Annotated in this window: 24 protein-coding genes; 2 read left to right on the top strand and 22 right to left on the bottom strand. The window is 40.4% G+C overall.

From position 1 onward, the window contains the following. Positions 1-22: 22 nt before the first annotated feature. The 4 genes from HMPREF0549_RS03615 to uvrC form a co-directional block, all read right to left on the bottom strand. A complete protein-coding gene (locus tag HMPREF0549_RS03615; protein ID WP_003716892.1) occupies positions 23-856 on the bottom strand; it encodes an SDR family NAD(P)-dependent oxidoreductase in 834 nt (277 codons plus the stop codon). 25 nt (positions 857-881) lie between these two features. Beyond that, positions 882-1,811 (bottom strand): ribonuclease Z, encoded by a 930-nt coding sequence (gene rnz / locus HMPREF0549_RS03610; RefSeq protein WP_003716891.1) that lies wholly within the window; start codon positions 1,809-1,811, stop codon positions 882-884. A 33-nt stretch (positions 1,812-1,844) separates the two neighbouring features. Continuing rightward, the gene (gene obgE, locus HMPREF0549_RS03605) at positions 1,845-3,158 is read right to left on the bottom strand and encodes a GTPase ObgE (RefSeq protein ID WP_040531078.1); all 1,314 of its coding nucleotides are present in this window, start codon (positions 3,156-3,158) and stop codon (positions 1,845-1,847) included. Between the two features lie 65 nt (positions 3,159-3,223). Beyond that, on the bottom strand, positions 3,224-5,035 hold the full coding sequence (gene uvrC, locus HMPREF0549_RS03600; RefSeq protein WP_003716889.1) for an excinuclease ABC subunit UvrC: 1,812 nt from the start codon (positions 5,033-5,035) through the stop codon (positions 3,224-3,226). Between the two features lie 137 nt (positions 5,036-5,172). On the opposite strand from uvrC, the gene HMPREF0549_RS09845 reads away from it, so the two are divergent. After that, a complete protein-coding gene (locus HMPREF0549_RS09845) occupies positions 5,173-5,313 on the top strand; it encodes an SPJ_0845 family protein (RefSeq protein ID WP_003716888.1) in 141 nt (46 codons plus the stop codon). A 56-nt stretch (positions 5,314-5,369) separates the two neighbouring features. Here HMPREF0549_RS09845 and HMPREF0549_RS03595 read toward each other — a convergent pair whose 3' ends face one another. From HMPREF0549_RS03595 to rpsO, 8 genes are all read right to left on the bottom strand, one after another. Then, complete coding sequence (locus HMPREF0549_RS03595; protein WP_003716887.1) at positions 5,370-5,669, bottom strand: nucleoside triphosphate pyrophosphohydrolase family protein; 300 nt, start codon at positions 5,667-5,669, stop codon at positions 5,370-5,372. Then, on the bottom strand, positions 5,669-6,265 hold the full coding sequence (yihA, locus tag HMPREF0549_RS03590; protein WP_040531076.1) for a ribosome biogenesis GTP-binding protein YihA/YsxC: 597 nt from the start codon (positions 6,263-6,265) through the stop codon (positions 5,669-5,671). Before yihA ends, HMPREF0549_RS03595 begins: the two co-directional genes overlap by 1 nt. A 24-nt stretch (positions 6,266-6,289) precedes the next feature. Further along, positions 6,290-7,543 carry an ATP-dependent Clp protease ATP-binding subunit ClpX gene (gene clpX, locus HMPREF0549_RS03585; protein WP_003716885.1) on the bottom strand — a complete coding sequence of 418 codons (1,254 nt, stop codon included), beginning with the start codon at positions 7,541-7,543 and terminating at the stop codon, positions 6,290-6,292. 248 nt (positions 7,544-7,791) lie between these two features. Then, positions 7,792-9,108, bottom strand: a complete 1,317-nt coding sequence (gene tig, locus HMPREF0549_RS03580; RefSeq protein ID WP_040531073.1) for a trigger factor — start codon at positions 9,106-9,108, stop codon at positions 7,792-7,794. A 182-nt stretch (positions 9,109-9,290) separates the two neighbouring features. Beyond that, positions 9,291-10,481, bottom strand: a complete 1,191-nt coding sequence (tuf, locus tag HMPREF0549_RS03575; protein WP_003716883.1) for an elongation factor Tu — start codon at positions 10,479-10,481, stop codon at positions 9,291-9,293. 186 nt (positions 10,482-10,667) lie between these two features. Beyond that, positions 10,668-11,561 carry a hypothetical protein gene (locus HMPREF0549_RS03570; RefSeq protein WP_003716882.1) on the bottom strand — a complete coding sequence of 298 codons (894 nt, stop codon included), beginning with the start codon at positions 11,559-11,561 and terminating at the stop codon, positions 10,668-10,670. Between the two features lie 87 nt (positions 11,562-11,648). Next, a complete protein-coding gene (locus tag HMPREF0549_RS03565; protein ID WP_003716881.1) occupies positions 11,649-13,442 on the bottom strand; it encodes a ribonuclease J in 1,794 nt (597 codons plus the stop codon). 171 nt (positions 13,443-13,613) lie between these two features. Beyond that, the gene (rpsO, locus tag HMPREF0549_RS03560; protein ID WP_040531070.1) at positions 13,614-13,883 is read right to left on the bottom strand and encodes a 30S ribosomal protein S15; all 270 of its coding nucleotides are present in this window, start codon (positions 13,881-13,883) and stop codon (positions 13,614-13,616) included. A gap of 245 nt (positions 13,884-14,128) precedes the next feature. Between rpsO and rpsT the strand changes: the two genes are divergently transcribed. Then, complete coding sequence (rpsT, locus tag HMPREF0549_RS03555) at positions 14,129-14,383, top strand: 30S ribosomal protein S20 (RefSeq protein WP_003716879.1); 255 nt, start codon at positions 14,129-14,131, stop codon at positions 14,381-14,383. Between the two features lie 98 nt (positions 14,384-14,481). Here the strand turns inward: rpsT and holA are convergent, their stop codons facing one another. From holA to typA, 10 genes are all read right to left on the bottom strand, one after another. Next, entirely contained in the window at positions 14,482-15,519 is a 1,038-nt protein-coding gene (gene holA / locus HMPREF0549_RS03550; protein ID WP_003716878.1) for a DNA polymerase III subunit delta, read from the bottom strand. Next, positions 15,489-17,663 carry a DNA internalization-related competence protein ComEC/Rec2 gene (locus HMPREF0549_RS03545; protein WP_235807372.1) on the bottom strand — a complete coding sequence of 725 codons (2,175 nt, stop codon included), beginning with the start codon at positions 17,661-17,663 and terminating at the stop codon, positions 15,489-15,491. The genes holA and HMPREF0549_RS03545 overlap by 31 nt, the downstream gene beginning before the upstream one ends. Before the next feature lie 95 nt (positions 17,664-17,758). Beyond that, entirely contained in the window at positions 17,759-18,244 is a 486-nt protein-coding gene (locus HMPREF0549_RS03540) for a ComE operon protein 2 (protein ID WP_003716876.1), read from the bottom strand. A 63-nt stretch (positions 18,245-18,307) separates the two neighbouring features. Beyond that, positions 18,308-18,955 carry a helix-hairpin-helix domain-containing protein gene (locus HMPREF0549_RS03535; protein ID WP_003716875.1) on the bottom strand — a complete coding sequence of 216 codons (648 nt, stop codon included), beginning with the start codon at positions 18,953-18,955 and terminating at the stop codon, positions 18,308-18,310. Positions 18,956-19,118: 163 nt separating this feature from the next. Next, on the bottom strand, positions 19,119-20,168 hold the full coding sequence (locus HMPREF0549_RS03530; RefSeq protein WP_003716874.1) for a SepM family pheromone-processing serine protease: 1,050 nt from the start codon (positions 20,166-20,168) through the stop codon (positions 19,119-19,121). Continuing rightward, positions 20,152-20,673 (bottom strand): pantetheine-phosphate adenylyltransferase, encoded by a 522-nt coding sequence (coaD, locus tag HMPREF0549_RS03525; protein WP_003716873.1) that lies wholly within the window; start codon positions 20,671-20,673, stop codon positions 20,152-20,154. The genes HMPREF0549_RS03530 and coaD overlap by 17 nt, the downstream gene beginning before the upstream one ends. Positions 20,674-20,678: 5 nt before the next feature. Continuing rightward, positions 20,679-21,236 (bottom strand): 16S rRNA (guanine(966)-N(2))-methyltransferase RsmD, encoded by a 558-nt coding sequence (rsmD, locus tag HMPREF0549_RS03520; RefSeq protein WP_003716872.1) that lies wholly within the window; start codon positions 21,234-21,236, stop codon positions 20,679-20,681. 2 nt (positions 21,237-21,238) lie between these two features. Next, positions 21,239-21,517 carry a DUF2129 domain-containing protein gene (locus tag HMPREF0549_RS03515; protein WP_003716871.1) on the bottom strand — a complete coding sequence of 93 codons (279 nt, stop codon included), beginning with the start codon at positions 21,515-21,517 and terminating at the stop codon, positions 21,239-21,241. Between the two features lie 5 nt (positions 21,518-21,522). Continuing rightward, a complete protein-coding gene (locus HMPREF0549_RS03510) occupies positions 21,523-22,731 on the bottom strand; it encodes an FtsW/RodA/SpoVE family cell cycle protein (RefSeq protein ID WP_050754854.1) in 1,209 nt (402 codons plus the stop codon). Positions 22,732-22,848: 117 nt separating this feature from the next. Beyond that, positions 22,849-24,693 (bottom strand): translational GTPase TypA, encoded by a 1,845-nt coding sequence (gene typA, locus HMPREF0549_RS03505; RefSeq protein WP_003716869.1) that lies wholly within the window; start codon positions 24,691-24,693, stop codon positions 22,849-22,851. Positions 24,694-24,746: the final 53 nt, after the last annotated feature.

Here is a 24,746-nt window from a genome sequence, read left to right as displayed (position 1 = left end):
ACCCCATTGCCTGGAGAGTTAATTATAGTTCTTTCTTGTTTTGCTGAAAATCAAAGAACTTCTTGATTGCCCAATCACCGAGACCAGGAATAATTCCATATACCCAGCTTAGGCAGGTTACATAGCCTGGAAGATTAATTTCCCGTGTCTTGTAGCCAACATTATCCCAAATTTGTTCAGCAAGCTTATCTGGGGAAATAAACATCCATTTTGGTAAGTGTGCACGATACTTCCCCTGAGTATCTGCCTTTTCAAAAAATGGCGTATCAATTGGACCAGGATTAACCGTTAAGACTTGAACGCCATAGTCGGCAACTTCCATTCGTAAGACGTTGTCAAACTGATTAACTCCTGCTTTGGTGGCGGAGTAAGCTGCACTATTAGGTGTTGGAATCTTTCCTGCCATTGAACCAAGATTGATAATTGCCCCATAGCCCTGATCCATCATTTGGCGGGCAACACAACGACTAATGTACATTAGAGCAAGGAGGTTAACATCAGTCATTCGTTTAAGCGTTGCGAACGATTCCCCAGTTGCTGGTGAAAAATCGCCCAGACCAGCTGAGTTAACAAGGGCATCAATCCCGCCAACCTCGTGCTGAATTTGGGACAAAACAGCATCGATTTGGTCAGGATCAGTAACGTCTAACTGGTAAGAAAAGGCAGGACGACCAGATAAAATCAAGCACTGGTTAGCAACTTTTTCTAGGCGCTTCTTATCACGTGCTACCACAATCACAATTGCTCCCCGACGTGCTGCTTCAAGAGCCAATGCCTTGCCGATTCCACTATCGCCACCGGTTATTAAGACTACCTTGTTTTTTAAGAACCGTAGCTGCTTAAACCTCTTTTTCATTCTAAGGACCTCCTTGCTAGTCTACTTATTTCTTAAATGGAACGTCAATCACATCAAAGTCATTTACTACTCTAGTGTCTGGTACGACATCACGAACCTGGTATGCTAACTGATATGCTGCTTTTCCCGTATACCGTGCTGAAATATGGGTCAGCAATAACTTCTTTACACCTGCCTGCTTAGCAACCTCTGCCGCTTGGAGACTCGTTGAGTGATAGTAATTGTGAGCCATTTTGGCTTCATTTTTAGCAAACGTACTTTCATGCACGAGGACGTCCGCTTTATGAGCAAGGACTACCGCGTTAGGCGTTTGCCGTGTGTCGCCAAGAATTGCGATAATTCGCCCTGGTTGCGGCTTTCCAATATAGTTCTTCCCATCAATTACTCTACCGTCGTCAAGCTTAACTGTCTTTCCAGCTTTTAATTGACCGTAGATTGGCCCAGAAGGAATATTATCTTGACGTAGCTTATCTACTTGCAGCTCACCAGGATGATCAGCCTCTTCAATCCGGTAGCCGTAACAAGCAATCTTATGGTCAAGTGACATTGTTGTTACTTTAAAGCCGCGTTCGTTAAATAATTCTTGACTATGATCAATCTCAACGAATTTCAGAGGATAACTTAGTCGTGATTCACTCACCTGAAGGGCCGTCATCACAAACTTTTTAATTCCCACCGGTCCATAAATTGTTAACGGCTCATTTCCCCCCTGAAATGACCGTGAACTTAAGAATCCTGGTAAGCCAAAAATATGGTCGCCGTGAAGGTGGGTGATAAAGATCTTTGTTACCTTTCTTGGGCGAATCGTCGTGTGAAGAATTTGGTGTTGGGTTGCTTCACCTGCATCAAATAACCAAATTTCATTTAACTCTTCTAATAATTTCAAGGCAACACTAGTAACGTTTCGCTGCTTACTTGGTGAGCCGGCTCCAGTTCCTAAAAATTCAAGCTGCATGCTTTTTCCTCAATTCCTTCTGATTTTTATTTATTATTGTACAAATTCAAAGACAAATTTATCGATTCGGACAGTATCACCGTCTTGAATTCCCTTAGCCCGTAATGCCTCATCAACCCCCATATGACGAAGCTGACGAGCAAATCGCAATTGACTTTCTTCATGGGTCAGATCGGTCATCTTGAATAAGCGGAGAAGCTTTTCACCGCCAAGAACCCATGTACCATCTTCATCACGGCTAATGGTAAAGGCGGCCTGATCTTTTTCTGGTGCTTCAGCCTTGTAAGTTGCCTCAAGTTGTTCGTCATGACTTTCACTATCGAATGCTGGCGTCTTATCGAGCAGGTCAGCAGTCAATTGCATTAGTTGTTGAACTCCCTGATGAGTAACTGCCGAAATTGGAAAAATCTCAGGCTGCTTTGCGAGTGTCTTATCAGCTGCCAAGTCTTTCTTAAAGGCGGCTAGATTCTTTTCAGCATTTGGCAAGTCCATCTTCGTTGCAACAACAATTTGTGGTCGCTTCAAAAGTTCTGGATCGTAGTTAGCCAATTCATGATTAATCTTCTTAAATCGCTCAATCGCTTGTTTTGGATCATCACTACTCATATCGACTAAGTGAAGAAGCACCCGCGTCCGTTCAATATGACGAAGGAACTTTAAACCGAGGCCAACACCTTTAGAAGCCCCTTCGATCAACCCTGGCATGTCAGCCATTGCAAAGTCACGGCCATCAGGCAATAGAACCATCCCTAAGTTAGGGACTAATGTAGTAAATTCATAGGCCGCAATTTTAGGCTTAGCGCCAGTAACGACGGACAATAGGGTCGACTTACCAACTGATGGAAAACCAACTAAGCCGACATCAGCAAGCATCTTCAATTCGAGTTCCAGGTACCGATCCTGCCCAGGCTCACCATTTTCGGCAATTTCAGGAGCCGGGTTTTTCGCACTGGCAAAGTGAATATTACCGCGACCGCCACGGCCACCCTTGGCGACTACTAAAGTCTGATCATTCTCAACAAGGTCACCAATAATCTTACCGGTATCCAAGTCTCGAACCGTTGTCCCTTGAGGCACGCTAATAACAGTGTCTTCTGCACTAGGACCGGTCATCTGCTTACTCATCCCGTTGCCACCATTTTTTGCTTTAAAAATCCGGTGATAGCGAAAGTCCATCAAGGTTCTTAGTCCTTCATCAACTTTCAGTACGATATTACCGCCATGGCCACCATCACCACCGGATGGTCCACCATTAGGGACATATTTTTCACGCCGAAAGGAAACCATTCCGTTCCCACCTTTTCCGGCATGAGCTTCAATTTTAATTTGATCAACAAAAGTATTCATAAGTTGATTTCTCCGTTCTTCTGTTCTAACTACAAGTATATTGGAAAAAATTACCAGCGTCAAAATCAATCATGGCTACTACCCTTAGCTACTTCAGCATTTCCTTGAAGGGAAACTTTAATTAGCTGGGCGGTCTTCATATTAATTCCTAATGAATGAATATCCTCGATTGGGGCTGCTGCAATTTTGGTAATTGACCCATACTTTTGCAGCAATTTTGTTCGGGTGCGCGGCCCGACCCCCTTAATTGCATCCAATCTTGAAGCCATCGAATGACGGGCATGAACTCGCCGGTGGAAGGTAATTGCAAAGCGGTGAACTTCGTCTTGGATCCGTTGAACAAGGTAAAAGCCCTGGCTCCGTGGATTTAAATTAATATGTTCATCATGATCGCCAAAAAGGAGGTCAGCCGTCTTATGTTTATCGTTTTTGACCATCCCCACTACTGGAATATCCAGACCGAGTTCGTTTTCAAGCACATCCTTAACCGCGTTCATCTGAATTTCACCACCATCCATGAAGATCATGTCAGGCATTGGCTTATTTTCTTTTAACAGCCGTGAATAACGTCGGCGGATTACCTCTCGTGTACTGGCAGCTTCATCAGCATGATTAATCACACTCTTCAGCTTATACTTTCGATAAAGTTTCTTTGCTGGTTCGCCATCAACGAAAACAACCATTGCACTAACGGGATCGGCTCCCTGAATATGCGAGTGATCAAAGGCCTCAATCTTATGTCCCTCTGGCAATCCTAACGCATCGGTAATTTCTTTCATTGCACCAGTTGTCTTCTTGGTATCAAGTTCAAGGAGTCGAAACTTTTCATCAAGAGATAGTTGGGCATTTTCACGTGCCATCGCCATTAAATCACGTTTTTTTCCCCGAACGGGCGTTCTTACTGGTACCCCTAAGATTTCACTAATTTCTTTATTCGGGAGTCCGTGGGGCAAAAGAATTTCTTTTGGTAAAACATTATTTCGGCGATTATAAAATTGCAGAATAAAGCTGGTCATCTCTTCGACATCGGTATCAACAACCGGAAATAACCGTTTTTCTCGCTTCATCAAACGCGCCTGACGAATAAAGAATACTTGGATAGACAACCAACCCTTATCCATATAGAAATTAAAGAGATCCCGTGGCGTTTTATCGTTAGAAATAATCTTCTGCTTTTCAACCGTTACTTTAATGTAGTGTAACTGATCGCGAATTTCGGCTGCACGTTCAAACTCTAAATTTGCTGCTGCCTCTTCCATTTGCTTGGTTAGTCGACGCTTCACAGTAGCTGTATTTCCGTTCAAAAATGATTTGATTCGCTTAATCTGCTCATCATATTCTTCACGGGGGACAGTTTTAAAGCAGGCACCAAGACATTGTCCCATATGGTAATACAAGCACGGTCGATTTTGGTAGCCATTACAGCGCCGCAGAGGATATACTTTCTGAATGAAATGAAGTGTTTCTTCAGCAGCATAAACATTTGGATAAGGCCCAAAGTAGTAAGCGCCATCCTTCTTTACCTGACCCGTAATCATTGTCCGTGGATCCCGTTCATTGGTAATCTTGATATACGGATAACCAGTTCCACGTTTTAGTCTAATATTGAAGTACGGTTGGTGCTTTTGAATTAACGTAATTTCCAGTAAAAACGATTCCTTATTGGTTGAGGTCACGATCGTTTCAAAATCAGCAACCTCAGAAACCATTTTCGCCACTTTCCCCGTATGAGAACTCTTAAAATAAGAGCGAACCCGATTCTTTAAGTTTTTGGCTTTGCCGACATAGATAATCTGGTCATTGATGTTTTTCATCAAATAACAACCAGGTTTATCCGGTAATAATGCCAGTTTATGTTCAAGGTGTTCACTTGCCATAAAGATTCCTCCACTTAAATTGCTAAGTATTAATTATACGTTAATTCAAAGGAACAACGCAAAGGATCTGTCCAGATAATTGTACTTTCAGTCTTTTTTATGCTAGAGTATGAAAAAACTAGAGGAGAGTGTTGAAGATGGGACTTGTTACCCGACGCAGTATGCAATTAGATAAGCTGTTCGATCAATTTGCGGTTGATCCCAAAAAGACTAAAAAGCAACCCAAAGATGCTGAAAAGGACAAAAAAACAGCCGAGAAGAAAGATAATAACAAGTAATAGTAAAGCGACAAGAGTGGTGCTAATTGAGACCATTCTTGCCGCTTTTGTGTTAGTTAATCCTGCTTCTTAAACCCTTGTGGATAACGTTTATTTAATTCATTAATGTTAGTCTTAGCAACTTCATCAAACGGAATATCAGCCCATTCGGCAATTTGTGAAAGATACCAAAGAACATCACCCATTTCATGAATAAGTTGTTGGCGATCTAATTTACGACCACGGAAGGTATAGTTCTTTACTAGGTCAACTACCTGACCAGATTCGCCAGCTAATCCTAACGCGCAATTAGTTAATACTTGTTCATTACCATAGAGCGTCCGCTTTGCTGCATTTTGGTATTGATCAAAATCCATTAATTCTGTTCCTCCCCAATTCGCTGCTCAATCCAATTCCACACTTGATCCTTCCCTTGCTTTTTAACAGCAGAGAATAATACCAATGGTGTCTTAGGTGTTAAGTCCAGCGTTTTGATAATATCATTTTTTACCCGGTTTCGGGCGTTTGGCTTAACTTTATCAATCTTTGTACCAACAATTAAGGTTGGAATGTCATAATAAGCAAGCCACTGATACATTGAAACATCATCAGCTGTTGGTTTGTGTCGACCATCAACCAATTGAATAACGCCACGTAATTGTTGACGTGTTGTTAGATATTCCTCAATCATCTTACCAAATCGTTCCCGTTCCTTTTTAGAAACTTTTGCGTAACCATAACCAGGAACATCAACAAAGTAAAGTTCATCTTCAACATTATAGAAGTTTAACGTTTGCGTCTTCCCCGGCTGGCTAGACGTATGAGCAAAGTTTCGTCGATTGATAAGGACATTGGTTAATGACGACTTACCAACGTTGGAACGGCCAACAAGAGCAATTTCTGGGTAATTAGTTGCAGGGTACTGTTTAGATTCTACTGCACTGATCGTTAAATCAACATTATTGACTTGCACTGCCTTGCACACACCTTTCTTAGATTATGAAGCTTCCTTTTCGCCCTTCATAATGTATCGTGGCTCTGTGTGTTGAGTAACACAACGCTTGTCGATAATTACCTTTTCAACGTCCTTCCGACTTGGCAAATCAAACATTACATCACGCATAACTCCTTCAATAATCGAACGAAGACCCCGGGCCCCGGTGTTTCGCTTAATTGCTAATTGAGCCATTGCACGTAATGCTCCATCCGTAAAGGTTAACTGACTGCCATCAAGACGAATTAATTCTTGATACTGCTTAACAAGCGCATTTTTCGGTTCAGTTAAAATCCGGACAAGATCATCTTCATCGAGCTTTTGTAATGCCGTCATTACCGGGAGACGACCAATAAATTCTGGAATCAACCCAAATTTCAGGAGATCTTCAGGAATAACGTGTTGCAAAATATTCTTTTCGGTAACATTAGCAGCCTCATCAGAATTCGTCCCAAAGCCGATTGTCTTATCACCAAGACGTTCCTTAACAATTGTCTCGATTCCATCAAATGCACCACCGACAATAAAGAGAATGTTCTTGGTATCAACCTGAATAAATTCCTGTTGAGGGTGTTTCCGACCACCTTGAGGAGGAACATTAGCGATGGTCCCTTCAAGGATCTTCAAGAGAGCCTGTTGAACACCTTCACCGGAAACATCACGAGTAATTGAAACATTTTCACTCTTCTTCGCGATCTTATCAATTTCATCGATATAGATAATTCCCTTTTCAGCCGCTTCAACATCGAAGTTTGCAGCCTGAAGAAGCTTTAAGATAATGTTTTCAACATCTTCACCGACATACCCTGCTTCGGTTAATGTGGTTGCATCGGCAATTGCAAAAGGAACGTTTAGAATCCGTGCTAGTGATTGAGCTAAGTAGGTTTTCCCCGAACCAGTTGGTCCAATTACTGCAATGTTACTCTTTTGCAATTCGGTATCATTATTATCCCCAGTTGTCATCGCATTAACCCGTTTGTAGTGGTTATAAACCGCAACAGAAAGGGTCTTCTTAGCATCAGACTGCCCAATTACATAGTCATCAAGCTTGCTCATGATTTCTTCAGGTGTTGGGACTTTAAACGTACTGTTTTTACGGTCCTCTTCAAGTTCTTGATCAATAATTTCTTGGCATAGGGCAACACATTCATTACAGATGTAAACCCCAGGGCCCGCAACAATCTTTTTTACCTCATCCTGCGATTTACCACAAAATGAACAGTGGACTGAATCCATACCACTAGTATCTTCAAACATGGATTGTAGCCTCCTATTAAATATACTGTTTTAATAATAACAAACTTAACTGATTAATTCGAATGATTAGTTTACAAAAATAATCAAAATTAAATTAACACGAATGTCACAGTAACACAAATGGCTTCAAGAGCTTGCTTAGAAAAAACGAACTCTTGAAGCCTATTTGCAACTACGAAAGCATGGGACAAATAAACACTTCCCATGCTTTTCGCGCTTAAATATTATTTAACTGATAATAGGATCGATTACTTATCTTCCTTCTTATCATCGGCCTTTTCAACTTGCTTAGCTGAGTCAGCAACCAAGTCAACAGCCTTCCGGATCTTAATGTCATGTGTAAGCATGTCTTCAGACAAAGCATTCTTAACTTGGTCTTCCTTCATGCCGTATTGCTTAGCAAGATCACTAATTTCATCCTTGATTTCATCTTCGGTTGCAGATAAGTCTGCATCATCAACGATTGCTTCAAGAACTAAGTTAGTCTTAACCCGTTGTGCAGCATCAGCAGCGAATTGCTTCTTCAAATCATCTTCCTTAGTACCAGTGATTTGGAAGTACATTTGTGGGCTAATACCTTGTTGTTGCATTCCAGCTAAGTATTGTTGCATTTGACGGTTAGTGTCTTCATCCAACATTGATTGTGGAATATCTTGAATTTCGGCATTTTCAACCGCAGCGTTAATTGCTGCATCTTCAATAGCAGCCTTAGCTTGGTTGTCCTTGTTTTCTTGTAATTCCTTCTTAGTCTTGTCCTTTAATTCGGCAAGAGTATCAACATCTTCGTCAACATCCTTAGCAAAGTCATCATCAAGTTCTGGAAGTTGCTTTTCCTTGATTTCGTGAACCTTTACCTTGAAGATAGCTTCCTTACCAGCTAAGTCTTTAGCATGGTAATCTTCAGGGAATGTAACCTTAACATCAACATCATCGTCGGTGTTGTGACCAATCAATTGATCTTCAAAGCCAGGAATAAATGATCCTGAACCTAATTCAAGGGAGTAGTTGTCAGCGGAGCCACCATCAAACTTCTTGCCATCAATGCTACCTTCGTAGTCGATAACAACAGTGTCGCCCTTTTCGGCTGGCTTGCCTTCCTTCAATACAAGTTCTGCTTGTTGTTGACGCTTCTTTTCAAGTTCAGCGTCAACGTCAGCATCACTAACTGTAGTGTCTTGCTTTGGAACTTCCATTCCCTTGTAGTCGCCAAGCTTTACTTCTGGCTTAACGTCAACACTAGCAGTCAATACCCAAGGTTGATCCTTGTCCATGCTCTTGATATTAATTTGTGGTTGAGCAACAGGTTCAATACCAGCTTCCTTAACAGCATCACTGTAAGCTTGTGGCAATACCTTGTTTAAGGCATCTTGGTAAAGTGATTCTTCACCGTACATTTGGTCAAAAATTTGACGTGGTACCCGACCCTTACGGAAACCTGGAACAGTAATCTTCTTCTTGGTTTCTACGAAGGCTTCGTCAAGTCCCTTCTTAATAGTGTCGACATCGATTTCAAATGTCAAAGTACCTTTGCTGGCGTCGCTATCGCGTTCCCATTTTGCTGACATTTTATTTCCTCCAATATACATCAGATTGACCAAACACTAATCAGGCTGGTCTTTACATACTCTACTAGTTTACCGTACGTAAGTAGTAATTGCAACTAATCAAGAAATTCGATCAGATAAAAATTTAAAAACAAAAAAGGCTCGGAAACCGAACCTTTTTCTCACTAAAACTAATAATTAAATTAGTCTAAGACGTCGGATACAACACCGGCACCAACAGTGTGTCCACCTTCACGAATAGTGAACTTAAGACCCTTTTCAAGGGCAACTGGCTTTTGTAATTCAACAGTGAATGTTACGTTATCACCAGGCATAACCATTTCTACACCATCTGGTAATTCAATAGTACCAGTAACATCAGTTGTGTGGAAGTAGAATTGTGGACGGTAGTTTGAGAAGAATGGAGTGTGACGGCCCCCTTCTTCCTTGGTCATAACATAAACTTCACCCTTGAACTTCTTGTGAGTTTGGATGGAACCTGGTTCAGCAAGAACTTGACCACGTTCGATTTGATCGTGTGAAATACCACGAAGCAATACACCAACGTTGTCCCCAGCTTCACCAAGATCAAGAGTCTTGTGGAACATTTCCAAACCAGTAACAGTTGACTTAAGAACGTCGTCAGTCAAACCAACGATTTCAACTTCGTCACCGATCTTAACAGTACCACGGTCGATACGACCAGAAGCAACAGTACCACGACCAGTAATAGTGAAGACGTCTTCGACAGGCATCATGAATGGCTTGTCAGTAGGACGCTTTGGAGTTGGGATGTAGTCATCAATAACATCCATCAAGTGAAGGATAACCTTTTCTTGTTCTGGGTCACCTTCAAGTGCCTTAAGAGCAGAACCACGAATAACTGGAACATCGTCACCAGGGAAATCGTATTCGCTAAGTAAGTCACGAACTTCCATTTCAACCAAGTCAACCAATTCATCATCGTCAACCAAGTCAGTCTTGTTCAAGAATACAACGATGTATTGAACACCAACCTGACGGGCAAGAAGAATGTGTTCACGAGTTTGTGGCATAGGACCATCAGTTGCGGCAACAACAAGGATAGCACCATCCATTTGTGCGGCACCGGTGATCATGTTCTTAACGTAGTCCGCGTGACCTGGAGCGTCGATGTGAGCATAGTGACGCTTTTCAGTTTCGTATTCAACGTGGGCAGTGTTAATAGTGATACCACGTTCCTTTTCTTCTGGAGCTGCATCGATATCAGCGTAGTCTTCAGCCTTAGCCAAGCCCTTTTCTGATAATACCTTAGTGATAGCAGCAGTTAAAGTAGTCTTCCCATGGTCAACGTGGCCAATAGTACCAATGTTTACATGGGGCTTTGTACGTTCATAATGTTCTTTTTCAGCCATTAATGAAAACCTCCTGTGAATTTACAAGTATAATGCCAGTCATTTCAGAAAAATAACTGACACACCCTTATGGATATTGTACTACTTCTTTTCGCCAATGAAAAGATTAATCAAATGGCTCTCAAGAAGAATTCTATAACATAATATCAACTATCTGCCAATTTGTAAATAATTTAATTCATGTTTTTATTGTAATTTATCAATGAACTGATTTAGTCTTTTCTGCCAGTGGATAATTTGTTCGTTTTTGCCACTATATTCACCTGTAGTAGCTCGCTTATACATTACATCAATCCACTGTTCTGGATCGGTAATGATCTTATCAATTAACGGGTTTAATAGGATTGCTTGAAGATCTAGTTGAATTTGCAATGCTCTCAAAATTTGCGGGTCAGTTTGTCCTAGTCGCTTGCTTAATATTTGCTGACACTTAACAATTACCGAATCTTGGTAAGCGGTCGGTAAATTATTAGGAATAATTAAATGTTCTTTCTGATCGATACATAGCATTGTAATTTTCTCCTGGCATTTAAGCTGCTGCAATATATTTAAAATATCAGCCCTAACAAATTGTTGGGTAAATGGATCACGAAGCAAAAACTTTGCGCCAACCATAAAGTCAGCTAATGGGAGCTGGTCAGCAGCTAATAGTCGCTTTCGTTGTTCTTCTAACGGGTAATCGCCAAGGTGGTAGAAAGTCCGAAGCTGGTTTTGAATTGTTGCCTTAAATTCTTGACGATAGTTCAATTCCGCCCGTTGAACGAGGGGAAGCAGTTTAGCAATTACTTCCTCTGGCTGACGTAAAATCATTGCTCGCGTAGAAATAAAATGCTGAGCCTTTAATCCAACCTGAACAAGGAACTTCACATCATTTGCAAACACTTGGGGATCTTGAGTGGCAACTTGATAGGCAAGTTTGTACTGCTTCGAGTTATATAACGCCCTTGTTGTCCACTCGGTGAGTTGCTCATCATCCACCTCATTTTGTAAATCAAACAAAATCGTTGCTGCGTCCCGCCATTTATTTTCCGCAAAAAGTTTTTTAGCCTTTTCAAATTGCTCTGTTTGTTCAGGATTCATTTTTACTTCACCTTCAGCTCTTTTAAAATCAAGAAACCAGGAAGCTTAGTTCTAAATACCCAACTCCCTGATTTCCTCCAATATTATTTACGCATTATTCTTTTTGGCATGGTGTTTCCGGCCACGACCACGACCTGAATGCCGCTTTGCTTTTTTCTTATTATCCTGTTTGCTAGGTTCATTCTCTTCATTCTTCTGAGCGCTAACCTTTTTCCGTGAATTTTGGTTAACTTCCATAATTACCGGAAGAATTACCGGGTGCCGTTTGGTTTGGTCAAACAAGAACCTGTTTAATTTTTCTCGAACATCTTGTTTTAAGTGTCCCCAATCAAATTCCTTTTGATCCAAGTTCTCTTGAACAACCTTCTCAACTAAGTCAGCACTCTGCTTCATCAACTGCCGGTTAGTTTTAACAAAGACAAAACCACGAGACGTAATTTGCGGACGAGCAACGATCTTCTTATTCTTCCGGTCAATTGTTGCGACAACAACAAAGATTCCATCCTCAGATAATACTCGACGGTCACGTAAAACAATATTACCAATATCACCAATTCCCGTCCCGTCAATCATGGTATTAGCAACATCAATGTGTTCACCCACATGGAATTTGCCGTTCTTATAAGTTAGGACATCCCCCTTATTTACAATGAAGATGTTTTCTGCAGGGATTCCTACCTCTTCAGCTAATTCTGCATGGCGATCTAATAACCGATATTCACCCTGAATTGGAATAAAGAACTTTGGCTTCATAAAGTTAAGCATCAGCTGTTCGTCATTCTGATTTGCGTGTCCAGATGGGTTAAGGTCATCTGAAATGAACTTAACTTCAGCTCCGGTCCGGTAAATCATATCCTTAGTCTTTTGGACTTCGGTTTCTTGGGCATATGAAGGCGTCGTTGTAACAAAGACCAAATCGCTATCAGACAAATGAAGCTTAGGATTATCCCCATTAGCAATCTGCTGGAGCGACTTAATTGGTTCTCCCATCTTCCCGGTTTCCAAGATCACAACTTGGTCTGGTTCAAGATCATTAGCCTCTTCCATACTAATAAGCAGATCTTTAGGGAGTTTTAATTTACCTAATTGCATTGCGGTATCAATAATCTGCTCAATATCTTCACCTGAAAGGACTAATTTACGACCAACCTTAACAGCCGCATCAATAATTTGTTGGACCCGCATAATGTTAGAAGCAACACTAGCAACAACAATCCGCCCTTTTTGGTACTTAAACGTTTCAAGGATATATTCACCAATATCCTTTTCCCGTGCTGAGGCACCAGTAATTCCTGCTCCGGCAGAGTCACTCAACAATGCTAAAACTCCTTGAGAGCCAATTTCAGCTAACCGGGCAAGATCAGTCTGGTACCCCGTGCTAGCGGTTTGGTCAAACTTAAAGTCACCGGTATAAACAATGTTTCCTTCAGACGTTTCTAGGACAATCCCCAATGTTTCTGGAATTGTATGGGTGGTTGCAAAGAAAGAAACGGTAACATCGTTAAAATCAATTGCCGTTGACTCATCAACAACGTGAAAGTCATTAAACTTTTTAACTTCTTTATGCCCCTTGACTGCTAATTTGGCTAACGCAATTGTCATTTCGCTACCAAAAACAGGAACATCAAAATCCATTAAGAAGTATGGTAATGCACCAATTGCGTCAGCGTGTCCATGGGTAAGGAAGACACCGACAATATCGTTCTTCCGCTTTTTGAGGTATTCCCAGTCAGGAATGACAACATCAATCCCCATTAATTCATTTTCAGGGTACTTTAAACCAGCATCAAGAATGAAAATTTGATTTTCAATCTCGACAGCGTACATATTTTTTCCATTTTCGCGTACTCCACCAAATGGAATTATTTTTATACTACTCATTTAGCGAGCTCCTTTGTTTAGTTTTACCTTTTCTAGGCATTTTATCGTACAAAATCACTATGTAATATCTTACCACAGAATAGTTAAGAATTGGAATAGGAGTACCCTCCAGCTAAAATTTAAAAAAGAAAAAGCCAGAACTTTTCAGTTCCAGCTTTCCAATGTGATGAATTACCGACGAAGACCCAACTTTTGGATAAGGTCACGGTAAGCATTCAAATCGGTCCGACGTAAGTAAGCCAAAAGGTTACGACGGTGACCAATCTTCTTCATCAAACCACGTTGTGAGTGGTAATCATGCTTGTGTGTACGCAAGTGGTCATTCAATTCGTTAATATCTGCAGTTAAAACAGCAACTTGTACTTGGGTAGAACCAGTGTCACCTTCGTGAGTTGCAAATTCCTTGATAATTTGATCCTTACGTTCTTTAGAAATAGCCATGCTATTTTCCCACCTTTCAATTATATAAATGCGCCAAGTTCTAAGTATTGCGTCGGTGAGGATCGCAAAACTGAGAAGAGGCATGGTTCAAATAAACCTTTAATAATATAACCAATTTTTCCTCAAGATGCAAGTCAATCGTTTCAAAATTCTTCTTTACTATTGCATTGAGAACTAGTCTTTTGTATAATGACAGATGTTGAAAATTCTGGTCAACTGAATATTGGGTAACGGAGGTGAAACTCATGCCAATTATTAAATCAGCAATTGAACGTGTTCGTACTAGCGAAAAGGCTGAAGCACGTAACGCATCCCAATTAAGCAAAATGCGTACTGCTATCAAGAAGTTTGACAAGGCAAAGCTTGCTGGCGCAGATAACCTTGATGATCTTTACAAGGCTGCAATCTCAGCAATTGACCGTGCCCACTCAAAGGGTCTTATCAAGGCTAACAAGGCTGCTCGTGACAAGTCACGTCTTTCAGCACGTTACGCTAAGTAATTAAAAAAAGTGAAACTGAAAAGTTTCACTTTTTTATTTTTAAACGAAAGCTCCTAACGCTCAGACTAGAGTATTAGGAGCTCTTTTATTATTCACAGTTAGCTCATCCCTATACCTTGTTGCTGTCCATACTGAAGCATAAACAGTTGAAAGAGTAATCTGGGATCGCGTTGCGTTGTTTTCAATGCCTTTTCAATATTAACTAATCCTAAATATGCATTTTCTAATGCAAGTAAACTGAATTGACGAACGGTTCGAAGTCCTAACTTAACACGATATGGGTGGACCTTTAATTTTTGTGCCAAGCTTCCCTGACTAAGTCCTCGTGAACTCAAAATCTTAATTTGCAATAATAAGCGAAACTGACTAATCAATACTGCATTGATCCTCAATGGCGGTTGTTGTCCCGCGATCAATTGATCATATAAGTCAATAGATCTTGGTTGGTCATGTTTAAGAACCGCATTAACTAAATCAAAGACGTTTTCATCAAGCGATTGGGGCACTAGCTCTTTAACTGCCTGCTGGGTAATGTGTCGGTCCTGATACGTCAACAGTTTAAGCTTGCTTAAGTTAGCATTCATTAACTCATAGTCAGCATTGGTCCGTTGAACTAGCTCATCAATGGCCGTTTCATCAATTGTATACTGATCGCTAGTAAGCTCAGCACGGACCTGTTGCCGTGCATGTGCTTCATCTAAAGGAGCAGTATCAACTGTTACCGCTACCTTTTTTAGTTCTTTAACAATTTTTTTGCGTCCATCCAGTTTTTCATACGGTGCTAAGAAAACCAAAATAGTTGACGGCTCCGGGTGTTGTAAATAATTACTCAGCGAGTCAAGATCATGTTCAATTTTTGCTGGCCCCTTTTCTCCAGTAAAGAAATATGGCTTATTAATCAAAACTAGTCGTCGTTCACCAAAAAACGGGGCTGCCATTGCATCATCAAGGGCAACTGCTAACGGCGTTGTTTCCATATCATAACTCCCAACATTCATTACCCGTTCTTCTTTCGGAATTAGGTTAATAAACATCTCACGTACTCGTTGCAACAATACCTGCTGCGTTCCAAGAGCAAGGTAGATCATTGCAGGAGTTTTACTCGTTATTTGTTGTTTAAGCGTGGTAACATCCACCCATATTCATCTCCTTTTAGTTTTGTTTGCCAATGATAGCTGCTTCCATAGTAACGGTACCGAATCATTCCATACCTCTGGGTTGATACCGGCTTAACATTATTTTTGCTTAACGTAATTAGGGTCTCCTGATTAGGATGACCGTATCGATTTTGTCTTCCAGCAGAAATAATCCCTATTCGTGGAAGAAGTTGCCTTATGAATTGCGGATCACTTGATGTCTTACTACCATGATGACCTAATTTTAAGACATCTATCTTCAAATCAGGGTTACGGTGCATAATATTTCTCTCCCCCTGACGATCTAAATCTCCCATAAACATAAATTTGAGTTGACCAAAGACTCCTGCCAAAACCATTGAATCTTCATTCTTACCCTCGCTCTTATCAAAAGGATGCAAAACATAAAGATTTGAGCATGATAATTTATTACCAGCTACTACCGGAAGAATTTGAGGAATTTGTTGGCAATTGACAGGAATTAATCTTATCAAGGAGTGCTGCTTTTCCATCCCCTTTGGCACCACAAGCTGCTTTACTTTAAAGTTTTGTAAAACCGATGTTAAGTAACCAATATGATCTAAATCATGGTGGCTAAGGTAAATTGTATCGATTTTACTAACTCCGCAGCTCTTCAAATAATTAATACTGGTCTTCGTAGCATAATCCCTTTTTGTTCGCGCAGGTCGTTTCCCAAATAATAATTTTCCACCTGTATCAATAAGTTCAACTCGATTGCTAAAAGGATAGCGAATTATCACACTGTCACCCTGACCAATATCAACAAAGGTAACCTCACCATAAAGCGGTACATGAACAGTGATAAATGCAATGGCATATAAACCACCAAGAAAAAGCAATGATCTTAGCCGATAGTGATCAATTATTAATAAAGTTACAATAAATAACACCCAAATGATGATCGCTGATGGCTTACCAAACCTAATCACCCCAGGCCAATTACTTAGTTCACCTAAAAGCCACTCAAACTCCTTTAGCAAATAATTAACAAGCAACGGAAAAAGAGGTAGCCACTTAGATAATAATGCACTAATAATTACAGCTGGGAAAATAATTTCTGAAAAGAATGGAATAATAAGAAAGCTACAAATAAACGTTAACAGGTGGATTTCATAAACAAATGCCAATACCGATGGCAAACTAACCAGGTTTAAGAGTAATGACTGTCGATAAGAGCGAATCGTATTAGGAATAACCTGTAATGCAAACGATAATAAATAGCTCAACTGGCCACCGAGAGTTAGAAGAAGCCAAGGATCAAACAATAAACCGCCAAGCAAGCTCATTGCCCACCCATCAAGTGAACTTAATCCTGTCACCCGTTGAATCAAGTTCATCTCCGCCATGATTACAGCCCGGATCAAACTAATCGAGCCACCACCAATAATTAAATATATTGGCAGGCTAATAATTAAGAGCCATTCAATATCTTCACGATTAAAGTGTGCTCTAACCAATCCCTTTCTTAGGCAATCGGTTATTAAGACAACGTGCATCCCAGAAATACAAAACAAATGCAACAAACCTAACCGCTTAACATTTTCCATCATCTCTGCACTTTGGTCATTCTTCATCCCCAAAATCAGTTGTTGACAATAGCTAGCAAGCGGGTGAGGAAAATAACTAAAGTAGGTGTACAACTTCGCACGCAAAACGTGGCACCGTTGAATTAATCCCGACTGATAATTATTTACGACTCGTAGTTGCTTGCATTTAACCTGATTATAAATATGAAACTGCCAATAATAGCGTTGTGAATCGAATTGATTAAAATTAGTGGCCGGCTCAAGGGGACACTTATTTCCAGAGACCGTCCACCGCATCACGCTACTTGTCTTGCTGATTTTTTGCACTTCCTGATAATTCTTCGCAAAGTAAGCTAGAATCACTCTTTCACCAGTTTGAACATCTGTTGCCCGAGCACTAATAAAAGAGTCATTAATCGTTACTTGATCCGGTAAAACCAAGTATGTCCGATTAGTGATCTCGCACTGTTGTTTAACCGTAATTGACCGAATATTCTGCTGTTCATTAAAGCACCTAACTGCTGTAAAAATCGCGATACAACACGTTACGATTAAAACTGTTCGTTCTTTTAAGCTAATTATTCGATAAAAGGTCAATGCAAGAAGGAGCAGGAGCCAATAATAATGATTCAGGATAATCGCCGTTACTAACCCAGCAACAATTGCCGGAAAAATAACCCGATTATAAATCGCTACTTCTGCTTTGGATGAATGTATTGATCCAAAGCTACCTGTTCAAGGATATTATCGTCTAATTTAATTTGATTAAGGCGGATATTCTTTAATTTAATTAGTTTCATAGCATATTCATCATTATGATAATTCCGAATATAGTTAATTTCCTTGATTCCGGCCTGCAAAAGACTCTTTGTACATTGCAAACAAGGAAAGTCAGTTACGTATAAGCTAGCACCATCAGTAGAAATTCCAAACTTTGCACATTGCAAAATGGCATTCATCTCAGCATGAATGGTTCGTACACAATGGCCATCACGCAGGTAACAGCCATCGTCTATACAGTGAGCATCTCCTGAAACAGAGCCATTGTAACCACCGGCAATGATTCGTTTATCCCGTACTAAAACAGCACCAACGGATAACCGATTACAAGTACTTCTTGATGCTAATAATGCTGCTTGGATCATAAAATACTGATCCCAATCAATCCTCTTTTTCATCTTTTCCACACTTTCTGAATACTTTTGATGACTAGTATAACAAACTTAAAATCAAACTAAAAATTAGACTGCTAACATTGGCTTCAACTTAGTAACGGTTTTTTCACCAAAGCCATTAATATTTTTTAGATCATCAACCGAATTAAAACTACCATGTTCCTGACGATATTGGAGGATTAGATCCGCTTTTTTATCCCCGATTCCCGTAATTTTACATAGTTGCTCTTTAGTGGCGGTATTAAGATTAACAATCTCTTGACTACCACTATGATTGTTCTCATTTGCCGCTGAAATTGATGATCCACCTCCCGATAATAATGACGGTATTTGTTCACCTTTTTTAGGAACATAAATAACCTGAGCGTCAACTAGCTGCTTAGCTCGATTAATCTGGTTCATATCGGCATCGGGAGTTTCATGGCCCGCTGCAATTAAAGCTTCATTTACCCGCGAACCTCCTGGCAAGCGGTAAACTCCTGGATGAAGCACCGCTCCCTTAATGTCAACGCATACTGCTTTCCCACCCTTCACCTGTGATTGCTTCTGGGTGGTCGGTATTCTTTTACTGGTAGTTGTCATAAAAGGATCATTATTAACATTAGTTTGTGGATGATATGCTTTACCACCAACCACGACAGCCCCTATCAAAAGAACTATAACCATGATTATTTTATTACGGTGATTCAGCCAGATTTCCTCTAAGTGTTCCATAAATTATCCCCCTACCAATAAAGAACGTTAAAATTTAGTCTTTGCACGTTTAAATTTTAAAAGGGAAAACTAATCTATACCTTCATACCTAAAAAGCCACTCAATCGCCAATGAAATAAGAGACCAGAAAAGCATTGTTCTCTGGTCCCTTATTTAACACCCACTACGGATGTGCTTTTAAATATTTAACTGCATCATTAAATGACGATACCGGCACTACTTTCATCCCCGGTGCGGACTTTTGCGCGGTTTTCTTGGCTAACTGGTAATTTGTCATGTGCTGCTCCTCATACTTAAGAAGAAGCTTAGATGGCTTAACATAAGGGGCAAAGAAAATTGTTGCGCCAGCCTTATGAGCAGCAATCACCTTTTTATCAATCCCACCAATTTCACCAACTGAACCATCAGGATTAATAGTTCCTGTTCCAGCAATCTTACGTCCATGGCGCAGATCCTGACCAGTCAATTGCTGGTAGATCTGTAAGCTAAACATTAAACCGCCAGAAGGTCCTCCCAGCTGGCCCGGATTAACCTTAACCGGAATTTTAGTATGAACCTTAACATTATCAGTCAAAACAATCCCAATTCCAGCCCGAGAACTAGCAATCTTTACTAGTGGCTTGGTGACCGTATGCTGATGACCATCATGAAGGTAAGTTACCGTTAATGGTGAACCGACCCTTCGCTTAGCAATATACTTCTGAAAGCCTTGAGCAGTATCAAAGTGATGACCATTAACCTTAGTTATCGTATCACCAACTTTAATATTCTTTTTGAATTTGGAATTTTTTTCAACTTCAAGAACATAGATTCCAAGGTACCGTTTGCTGACTTCCTGATGGGCAGCTTTATATGCATTCGCAATTGCTTCATTAATTGCACTTTGCATATAAAAATCTTGAACCTTATCAAAGGTCGCATTATTTTGACCACCAGTAACAGCTTGTTTACTTTCGATTGTATTATAAGGGGTTAATTTAGCCCAAAGATAGGTTGCAGGGCGTGCCTGTTGAAGATAAACAGAAGTAATCATGAAGCTCCCTTTTTGCTTATCAGGATGGCCCTTAATCTTAACGTAGGAACGTAAACTGTCGGCAGTTCCCGGACTCTCAATATACTTATTGAGCGGCCAAAACAGGAACCAGCCGATAAATAATACGGCAAATAAAGTCAGTAATATTCGCCGCATAATTAACTTATCTTGTTTTTTCATTATGCTCCTTAACCTGTTTTAACTTTTCCTCTTCAATCCGCTGCTTTAGTGCTTCATTAATGTTCTTTGGCAAATAAGCAGAAATATCACCGCCAGAAGATGTAACTTCCTTTAGAATACTACTAGACAAGTGTTGGTACTCTGGCTTTGCAAGGAAGAATACTGTCTCACACTGATCATCTAAAAAATTATTCATTGCGGCAATATCACGTTCATATTGGAAATCAGTTGTATTCCGCAAGCCACGCATTAAGTAATCGGCACCAATCCTATTCATCAAATCAACAGTTAGGCCGTCAGTTGTAATTACTGAAACATTATCCAATCCCGAGACAGCTTCACGAATCTGAGCTACTCGTTCCTCAACCGTGAACAATGGTTTCTTACTTCGATTAGTCATTACGGCAACCGCCAATTGATCAAACAATGCACTTCCCCGTTTAATTAAGTCAAGATGTCCTAGAGTCAGTGGATCAAATGTTCCAGGAAATACTGCAACTTTCATTCTGTTTACCCTCTTTCAAATCGATAAAAATTCAAAACCGTAATTCCGTAACTTTGCCGTTTAATAAAGTTAAACGAATCAATAGTCTCAGGCAAATTAGCCTCCTGATTAGTTTCAGCAACTATTAATGCATCCTCATTCAGAAGACTCAATTCAGCCATTCTTGTCATATCCTTAACAATTTGCTGCTTAGCATATGGGGGATCAAGATAAACCAAATCAAACTTCTTTTCCTGTTTTGCAAGAACGGTCAAGGCTTTGCGCGAATCCATCTTCAAAACAGTGAATTTTTCGGGATGCTTTGTTACCCCGATATTATCCTTAATCGTCTTAATGGCTGGATAAGCACGATCAACAAGGATAGCGTGCTCAATCCCTCTTGAGACCCCTTCAATGCTCAGACCTCCACTACCGCCATATAGGTCAAGGCTCATTCCACCATTAAAATATGGACCAATGATGTTAAATAATGCTTCTTTTACTTTATCAGTCGTCGGTCGCGTCGCCATTCCCGGAACAGCGCTTAACCGGCGCCCACCAAAATCACCAGCGACAATTCTCATTCTTAATCATCCTCATCATGTTGTTTATATAAACCTGTTTGTTCCAGATCGGTTAAGGTCGGATCAAGATCCGGACGGGCTGAGTTAATAACTCGCTTAACCGCGCGCAAATGTTGAACTCGCTCTTTAATTTCATCATAGCGATCCTGATTAACATATAGAATTGCATAGTGGAAGTGCTTTGATGCATACCGTAGCTGTCCGTAATGATGTAAGCTTCGCAATACCCGACGTCCATTATAGTAAACGATGATTGCTCGTCGTTTGGTTAGGTTAAACATAACTGCTACCCCCTAGCTCTTCTTGGTTGACGAGCGCCTCTTCGTAACGCCCGTTGTTTATTTTGCTGGATGCTAATATTCATAATGATCCCAACAGTAAATGACAAGATCAGCATACTCGATCCACCATAACTAATAAAGGGAAAGGTTACCCCAGTAATTGGTAGCAAACCTAAAACTCCCCCAATATTAAAGAATGCTTCAATCAAAATAAACGTTGCTGAACCATAGCACAGTAACATCTCATACATTGAATTACTGCGGACACCAATTTGAATCATTCGACAAATAATGATCATCAATAGTATTAAAATGACGCTAACACCAACTAGTCCCAGTTCTTCACTTGTAATCGACATAATAAAGTCGGTATTTGGTTCTGGAAGGTAGCCCATCTTCTGAACACTATTGCCTAGGCCAGAACCAAAAACACCACCATTACTGATAGCATAGTACGAGTTAACTAGCTGACTCCCTGATCCAGAAGCATTACCAAATGGGTTCAGAAAAGCCACAAACCGCGCCATCCGATAACCATGAATCAGGCCACTTTCAACCGCTTTTTCAACTAATAGGTAGCACATAATAGGAATAATAAGCAAAATGCTAATTCCAAAGCTCCAGCGAAAGTCACACGCGAGAAAAAGAACGGCAACAATCATTACATTAATTGCCATCCCCCCGATATCCGGCTGAAGAACGATTAAGAGCAAGCAAAGAGCAACTACCAGCCATGGACCGCCTCCAGAACTAATAAAGTGGTCATTGCGCGCCCGAACCCGTGCCATTCGATCGGAAAGATACAAAATAAAATAAATCTTACAGATTTCAACTGGTTGAATATTAATCACACCAAGGTTAATCCAGCCCTTCGCTCCATTTACCGCATGGCTCAATACCAGAACAAATAGTAGCATCCCAATCATTGCAAGTGTTGAATCACGTAAAAAACGCGGTGTCCGGTAATGTTTCAAAGGATAGTTAGCCCCAAAAAGTAAGCAACAGATCCCCATAATTACATAGATCGTTTGCTTAATTAAGTATGATGTTGGTGTCCCACCATTTTGCATTTCAATTGCCGAACTAGCAGAATATACCATGACAATCCCAATCATACATAAAACTAAGTAGGGGACCATTAAATAGTAATCCCAGTAATGAAAGTTTTTTCTGATCTGAGAAATATGAATTTTATGAATATGTCTAACTTTCACTATTGCACCTACCTAATTGAAAAAATTCTCTTTTATTATACACCAAAAAGAAAAATAGTCCTGAAGATGATGTAAAGACCACCATCCGCAGCACTATTCTTAAAATAATATTATTAATTACTTCCGTGAAGCAGCACGACGACGCTTAGCTTCCTTTTCACGGGCATTGGTATTCAAGATCTTCTTCCGCAGACGAATATTTTCTGGAGTAACCTCACAATATTCATCTTCATTCAAGAATTCAAGTGATTCTTCAAGTGAGAAGTGAGTAGGCGTCTTGATGTGGGCCATTTCATCAGAACCAGCAGCACGAACGTTAGTCAAGTTCTTACCCTTGGTGATGTTAACCGTAATATCATTTTCACGGCTGTTTTCACCAACGATCATTCCTTCGTAAACTTCAGTACCTGGATCAATCAATAATTGTCCACGACTTTCAATTCCCATCATGGCGTAAGTAGTTGCCTTACCAGCATTCATGGAAACAAGAGTACCCTTTTGCCGACCAGGGTTCCAGTTCTTAATAACTGGAGCATACTTTTCAAAGGTGTGACTCATGATTCCGTAACCACGGGTCATTGTCATAAATTCGGTTGAGTAACCAATCAATCCACGTGATGGTGCTAAGAAGATCAACCGGGTTTGACCATTCTCACCTGGTTCCATATTCTTCATTTCACCCTTCCGCTTAGAAAGGCTATCAATAACTGAACCAGTGTATTCGTCTGGAGTATCAATTTGAACTTCTTCGAATGGTTCGCACATTACGCCATCAATTTCACGATAGATAACTTCTGGACGTGATACTGATAGTTCAAAACCTTCACGCCGCAATGTTTCAATTAAAATTGAAAGGTGCAATTCACCACGACCTGAAACAGTCCAAGCACCTGGGTCATCCGTATCTTCAACCTTTAATGAAACATCAGTCTGCATTTCACGCTTCAACCGGTCTTCAAGTTGACGAGCAGTAACAAATTTACCTTCACGACCAGCAAATGGTGAATCATTAGTCCGGAAAGTCATCCGTAATGTCGGTGGATCAATCCGCAATGGTGTAATTGCTTCTGGATGTTCTGGATCAGTTACGGTTTCACCAACGTTAATGTCTTCCATTCCTGAAACAGCGATCAAGTCACCTGCTTCAGCTTCCTTAATTTCCAACCGCTTCAACCCGAAGAAACCGAATAACTTAGTAACCCGGAAATTCTTCTTTGAGCCGTCAAGCTTCATTAAGGTAACATTATCGCCGACCTTGATCTTGCCACGGAAGACCCGACCAATACCAATCCGACCAACGAAGTCATTGTAATCCAAGATAGCAACTTGGAATTGAAGAGGTTCATCAGAGTTATCAATTGGTGCAGGAATAGTCTTAATAATGGTATCAAACAATGGCTTCATAGTATGTTCTTGAGTAGAAATGTCAGAATCATAACTTGAAGTACCGTTCATTGCTGAAGTGTAAACAACAGGGAAGTCAAGTTGATCTTCATCAGCCCCTAATTCAATAAAGAGATCAAGAACTTCGTCAACAACTTCTTCAGGACGGGCACCTTTACGGTCAACCTTGTTAATAACAACAATTGGTGTAAGGTGTTGTTCAAGAGCCTTCTTCAAAACGAACCGTGTCTGAGGCATGGTTCCTTCAAAGGCATCAACAACCAAAAGGACACCATCAACCATCTTCATAACCCGTTCAACTTCACCACCGAAGTCAGCGTGTCCTGGAGTATCAAGGATGTTAATTTGGTACTTACCATATTTAACAGCAGTGTTCTTTGACAAGATGGTAATACCACGTTCACGTTCAATAGCGTTAGTATCCATTGCCCGATCTTCAATGGAGAAGTGTTCTGGCAAGGTATCTGATTGTTTAAGCATTTCGTTAACTAGGGTAGTCTTACCGTGGTCAACGTGGGCAATAATCGCAATGTTCCGAATGTCGTCACGAGATTTCAAGATTCAATCTTCCTTTCATCTTAACTCTACTCTAACAAGTTCAGTATACACTG

This window comes from Limosilactobacillus vaginalis DSM 5837 = ATCC 49540 (assembly GCF_000159435.1).
GTDB classification, from domain to species: domain Bacteria; phylum Bacillota; class Bacilli; order Lactobacillales; family Lactobacillaceae; genus Limosilactobacillus; species Limosilactobacillus vaginalis.
The sequence above is the reverse complement of the archived record's forward strand: the minus strand, read 5'-3'. Positions and strand labels throughout refer to the sequence as shown.

Coding starts and splice junctions, on each gene's coding strand:
- HMPREF0549_RS03615 (WP_003716892.1), bottom strand. CDS start 856: ATGAAAAAGAGGTTTAAGCAGCTACGGTTCTTAAAAAACAAGGTAGTC.
- rnz (WP_003716891.1), bottom strand. CDS start 1,811: ATGCAGCTTGAATTTTTAGGAACTGGAGCCGGCTCACCAAGTAAGCAG.
- obgE (WP_040531078.1), bottom strand. CDS start 3,158: ATGAATACTTTTGTTGATCAAATTAAAATTGAAGCTCATGCCGGAAAA.
- uvrC (WP_003716889.1), bottom strand. CDS start 5,035: ATGGCAAGTGAACACCTTGAACATAAACTGGCATTATTACCGGATAAA.
- HMPREF0549_RS09845 (WP_003716888.1), top strand. CDS start 5,173: ATGGGACTTGTTACCCGACGCAGTATGCAATTAGATAAGCTGTTCGAT.
- HMPREF0549_RS03595 (WP_003716887.1), bottom strand. CDS start 5,669: ATGGATTTTGATCAATACCAAAATGCAGCAAAGCGGACGCTCTATGGT.
- clpX (WP_003716885.1), bottom strand. CDS start 7,543: ATGTTTGAAGATACTAGTGGTATGGATTCAGTCCACTGTTCATTTTGT.
- tig (WP_040531073.1), bottom strand. CDS start 9,108: ATGTCAGCAAAATGGGAACGCGATAGCGACGCCAGCAAAGGTACTTTG.
- tuf (WP_003716883.1), bottom strand. CDS start 10,481: ATGGCTGAAAAAGAACATTATGAACGTACAAAGCCCCATGTAAACATT.
- HMPREF0549_RS03570 (WP_003716882.1), bottom strand. CDS start 11,561: ATGAATCCTGAACAAACAGAGCAATTTGAAAAGGCTAAAAAACTTTTT.
- HMPREF0549_RS03565 (WP_003716881.1), bottom strand. CDS start 13,442: ATGAGTAGTATAAAAATAATTCCATTTGGTGGAGTACGCGAAAATGGA.
- rpsO (WP_040531070.1), bottom strand. CDS start 13,883: ATGGCTATTTCTAAAGAACGTAAGGATCAAATTATCAAGGAATTTGCA.
- rpsT (WP_003716879.1), top strand. CDS start 14,129: ATGCCAATTATTAAATCAGCAATTGAACGTGTTCGTACTAGCGAAAAG.
- HMPREF0549_RS03540 (WP_003716876.1), bottom strand. CDS start 18,244: ATGAAAAAGAGGATTGATTGGGATCAGTATTTTATGATCCAAGCAGCA.
- HMPREF0549_RS03535 (WP_003716875.1), bottom strand. CDS start 18,955: ATGGAACACTTAGAGGAAATCTGGCTGAATCACCGTAATAAAATAATC.
- HMPREF0549_RS03530 (WP_003716874.1), bottom strand. CDS start 20,168: ATGAAAAAACAAGATAAGTTAATTATGCGGCGAATATTACTGACTTTA.
- coaD (WP_003716873.1), bottom strand. CDS start 20,673: ATGAAAGTTGCAGTATTTCCTGGAACATTTGATCCACTGACTCTAGGA.
- rsmD (WP_003716872.1), bottom strand. CDS start 21,236: ATGAGAATTGTCGCTGGTGATTTTGGTGGGCGCCGGTTAAGCGCTGTT.
- HMPREF0549_RS03515 (WP_003716871.1), bottom strand. CDS start 21,517: ATGTTTAACCTAACCAAACGACGAGCAATCATCGTTTACTATAATGGA.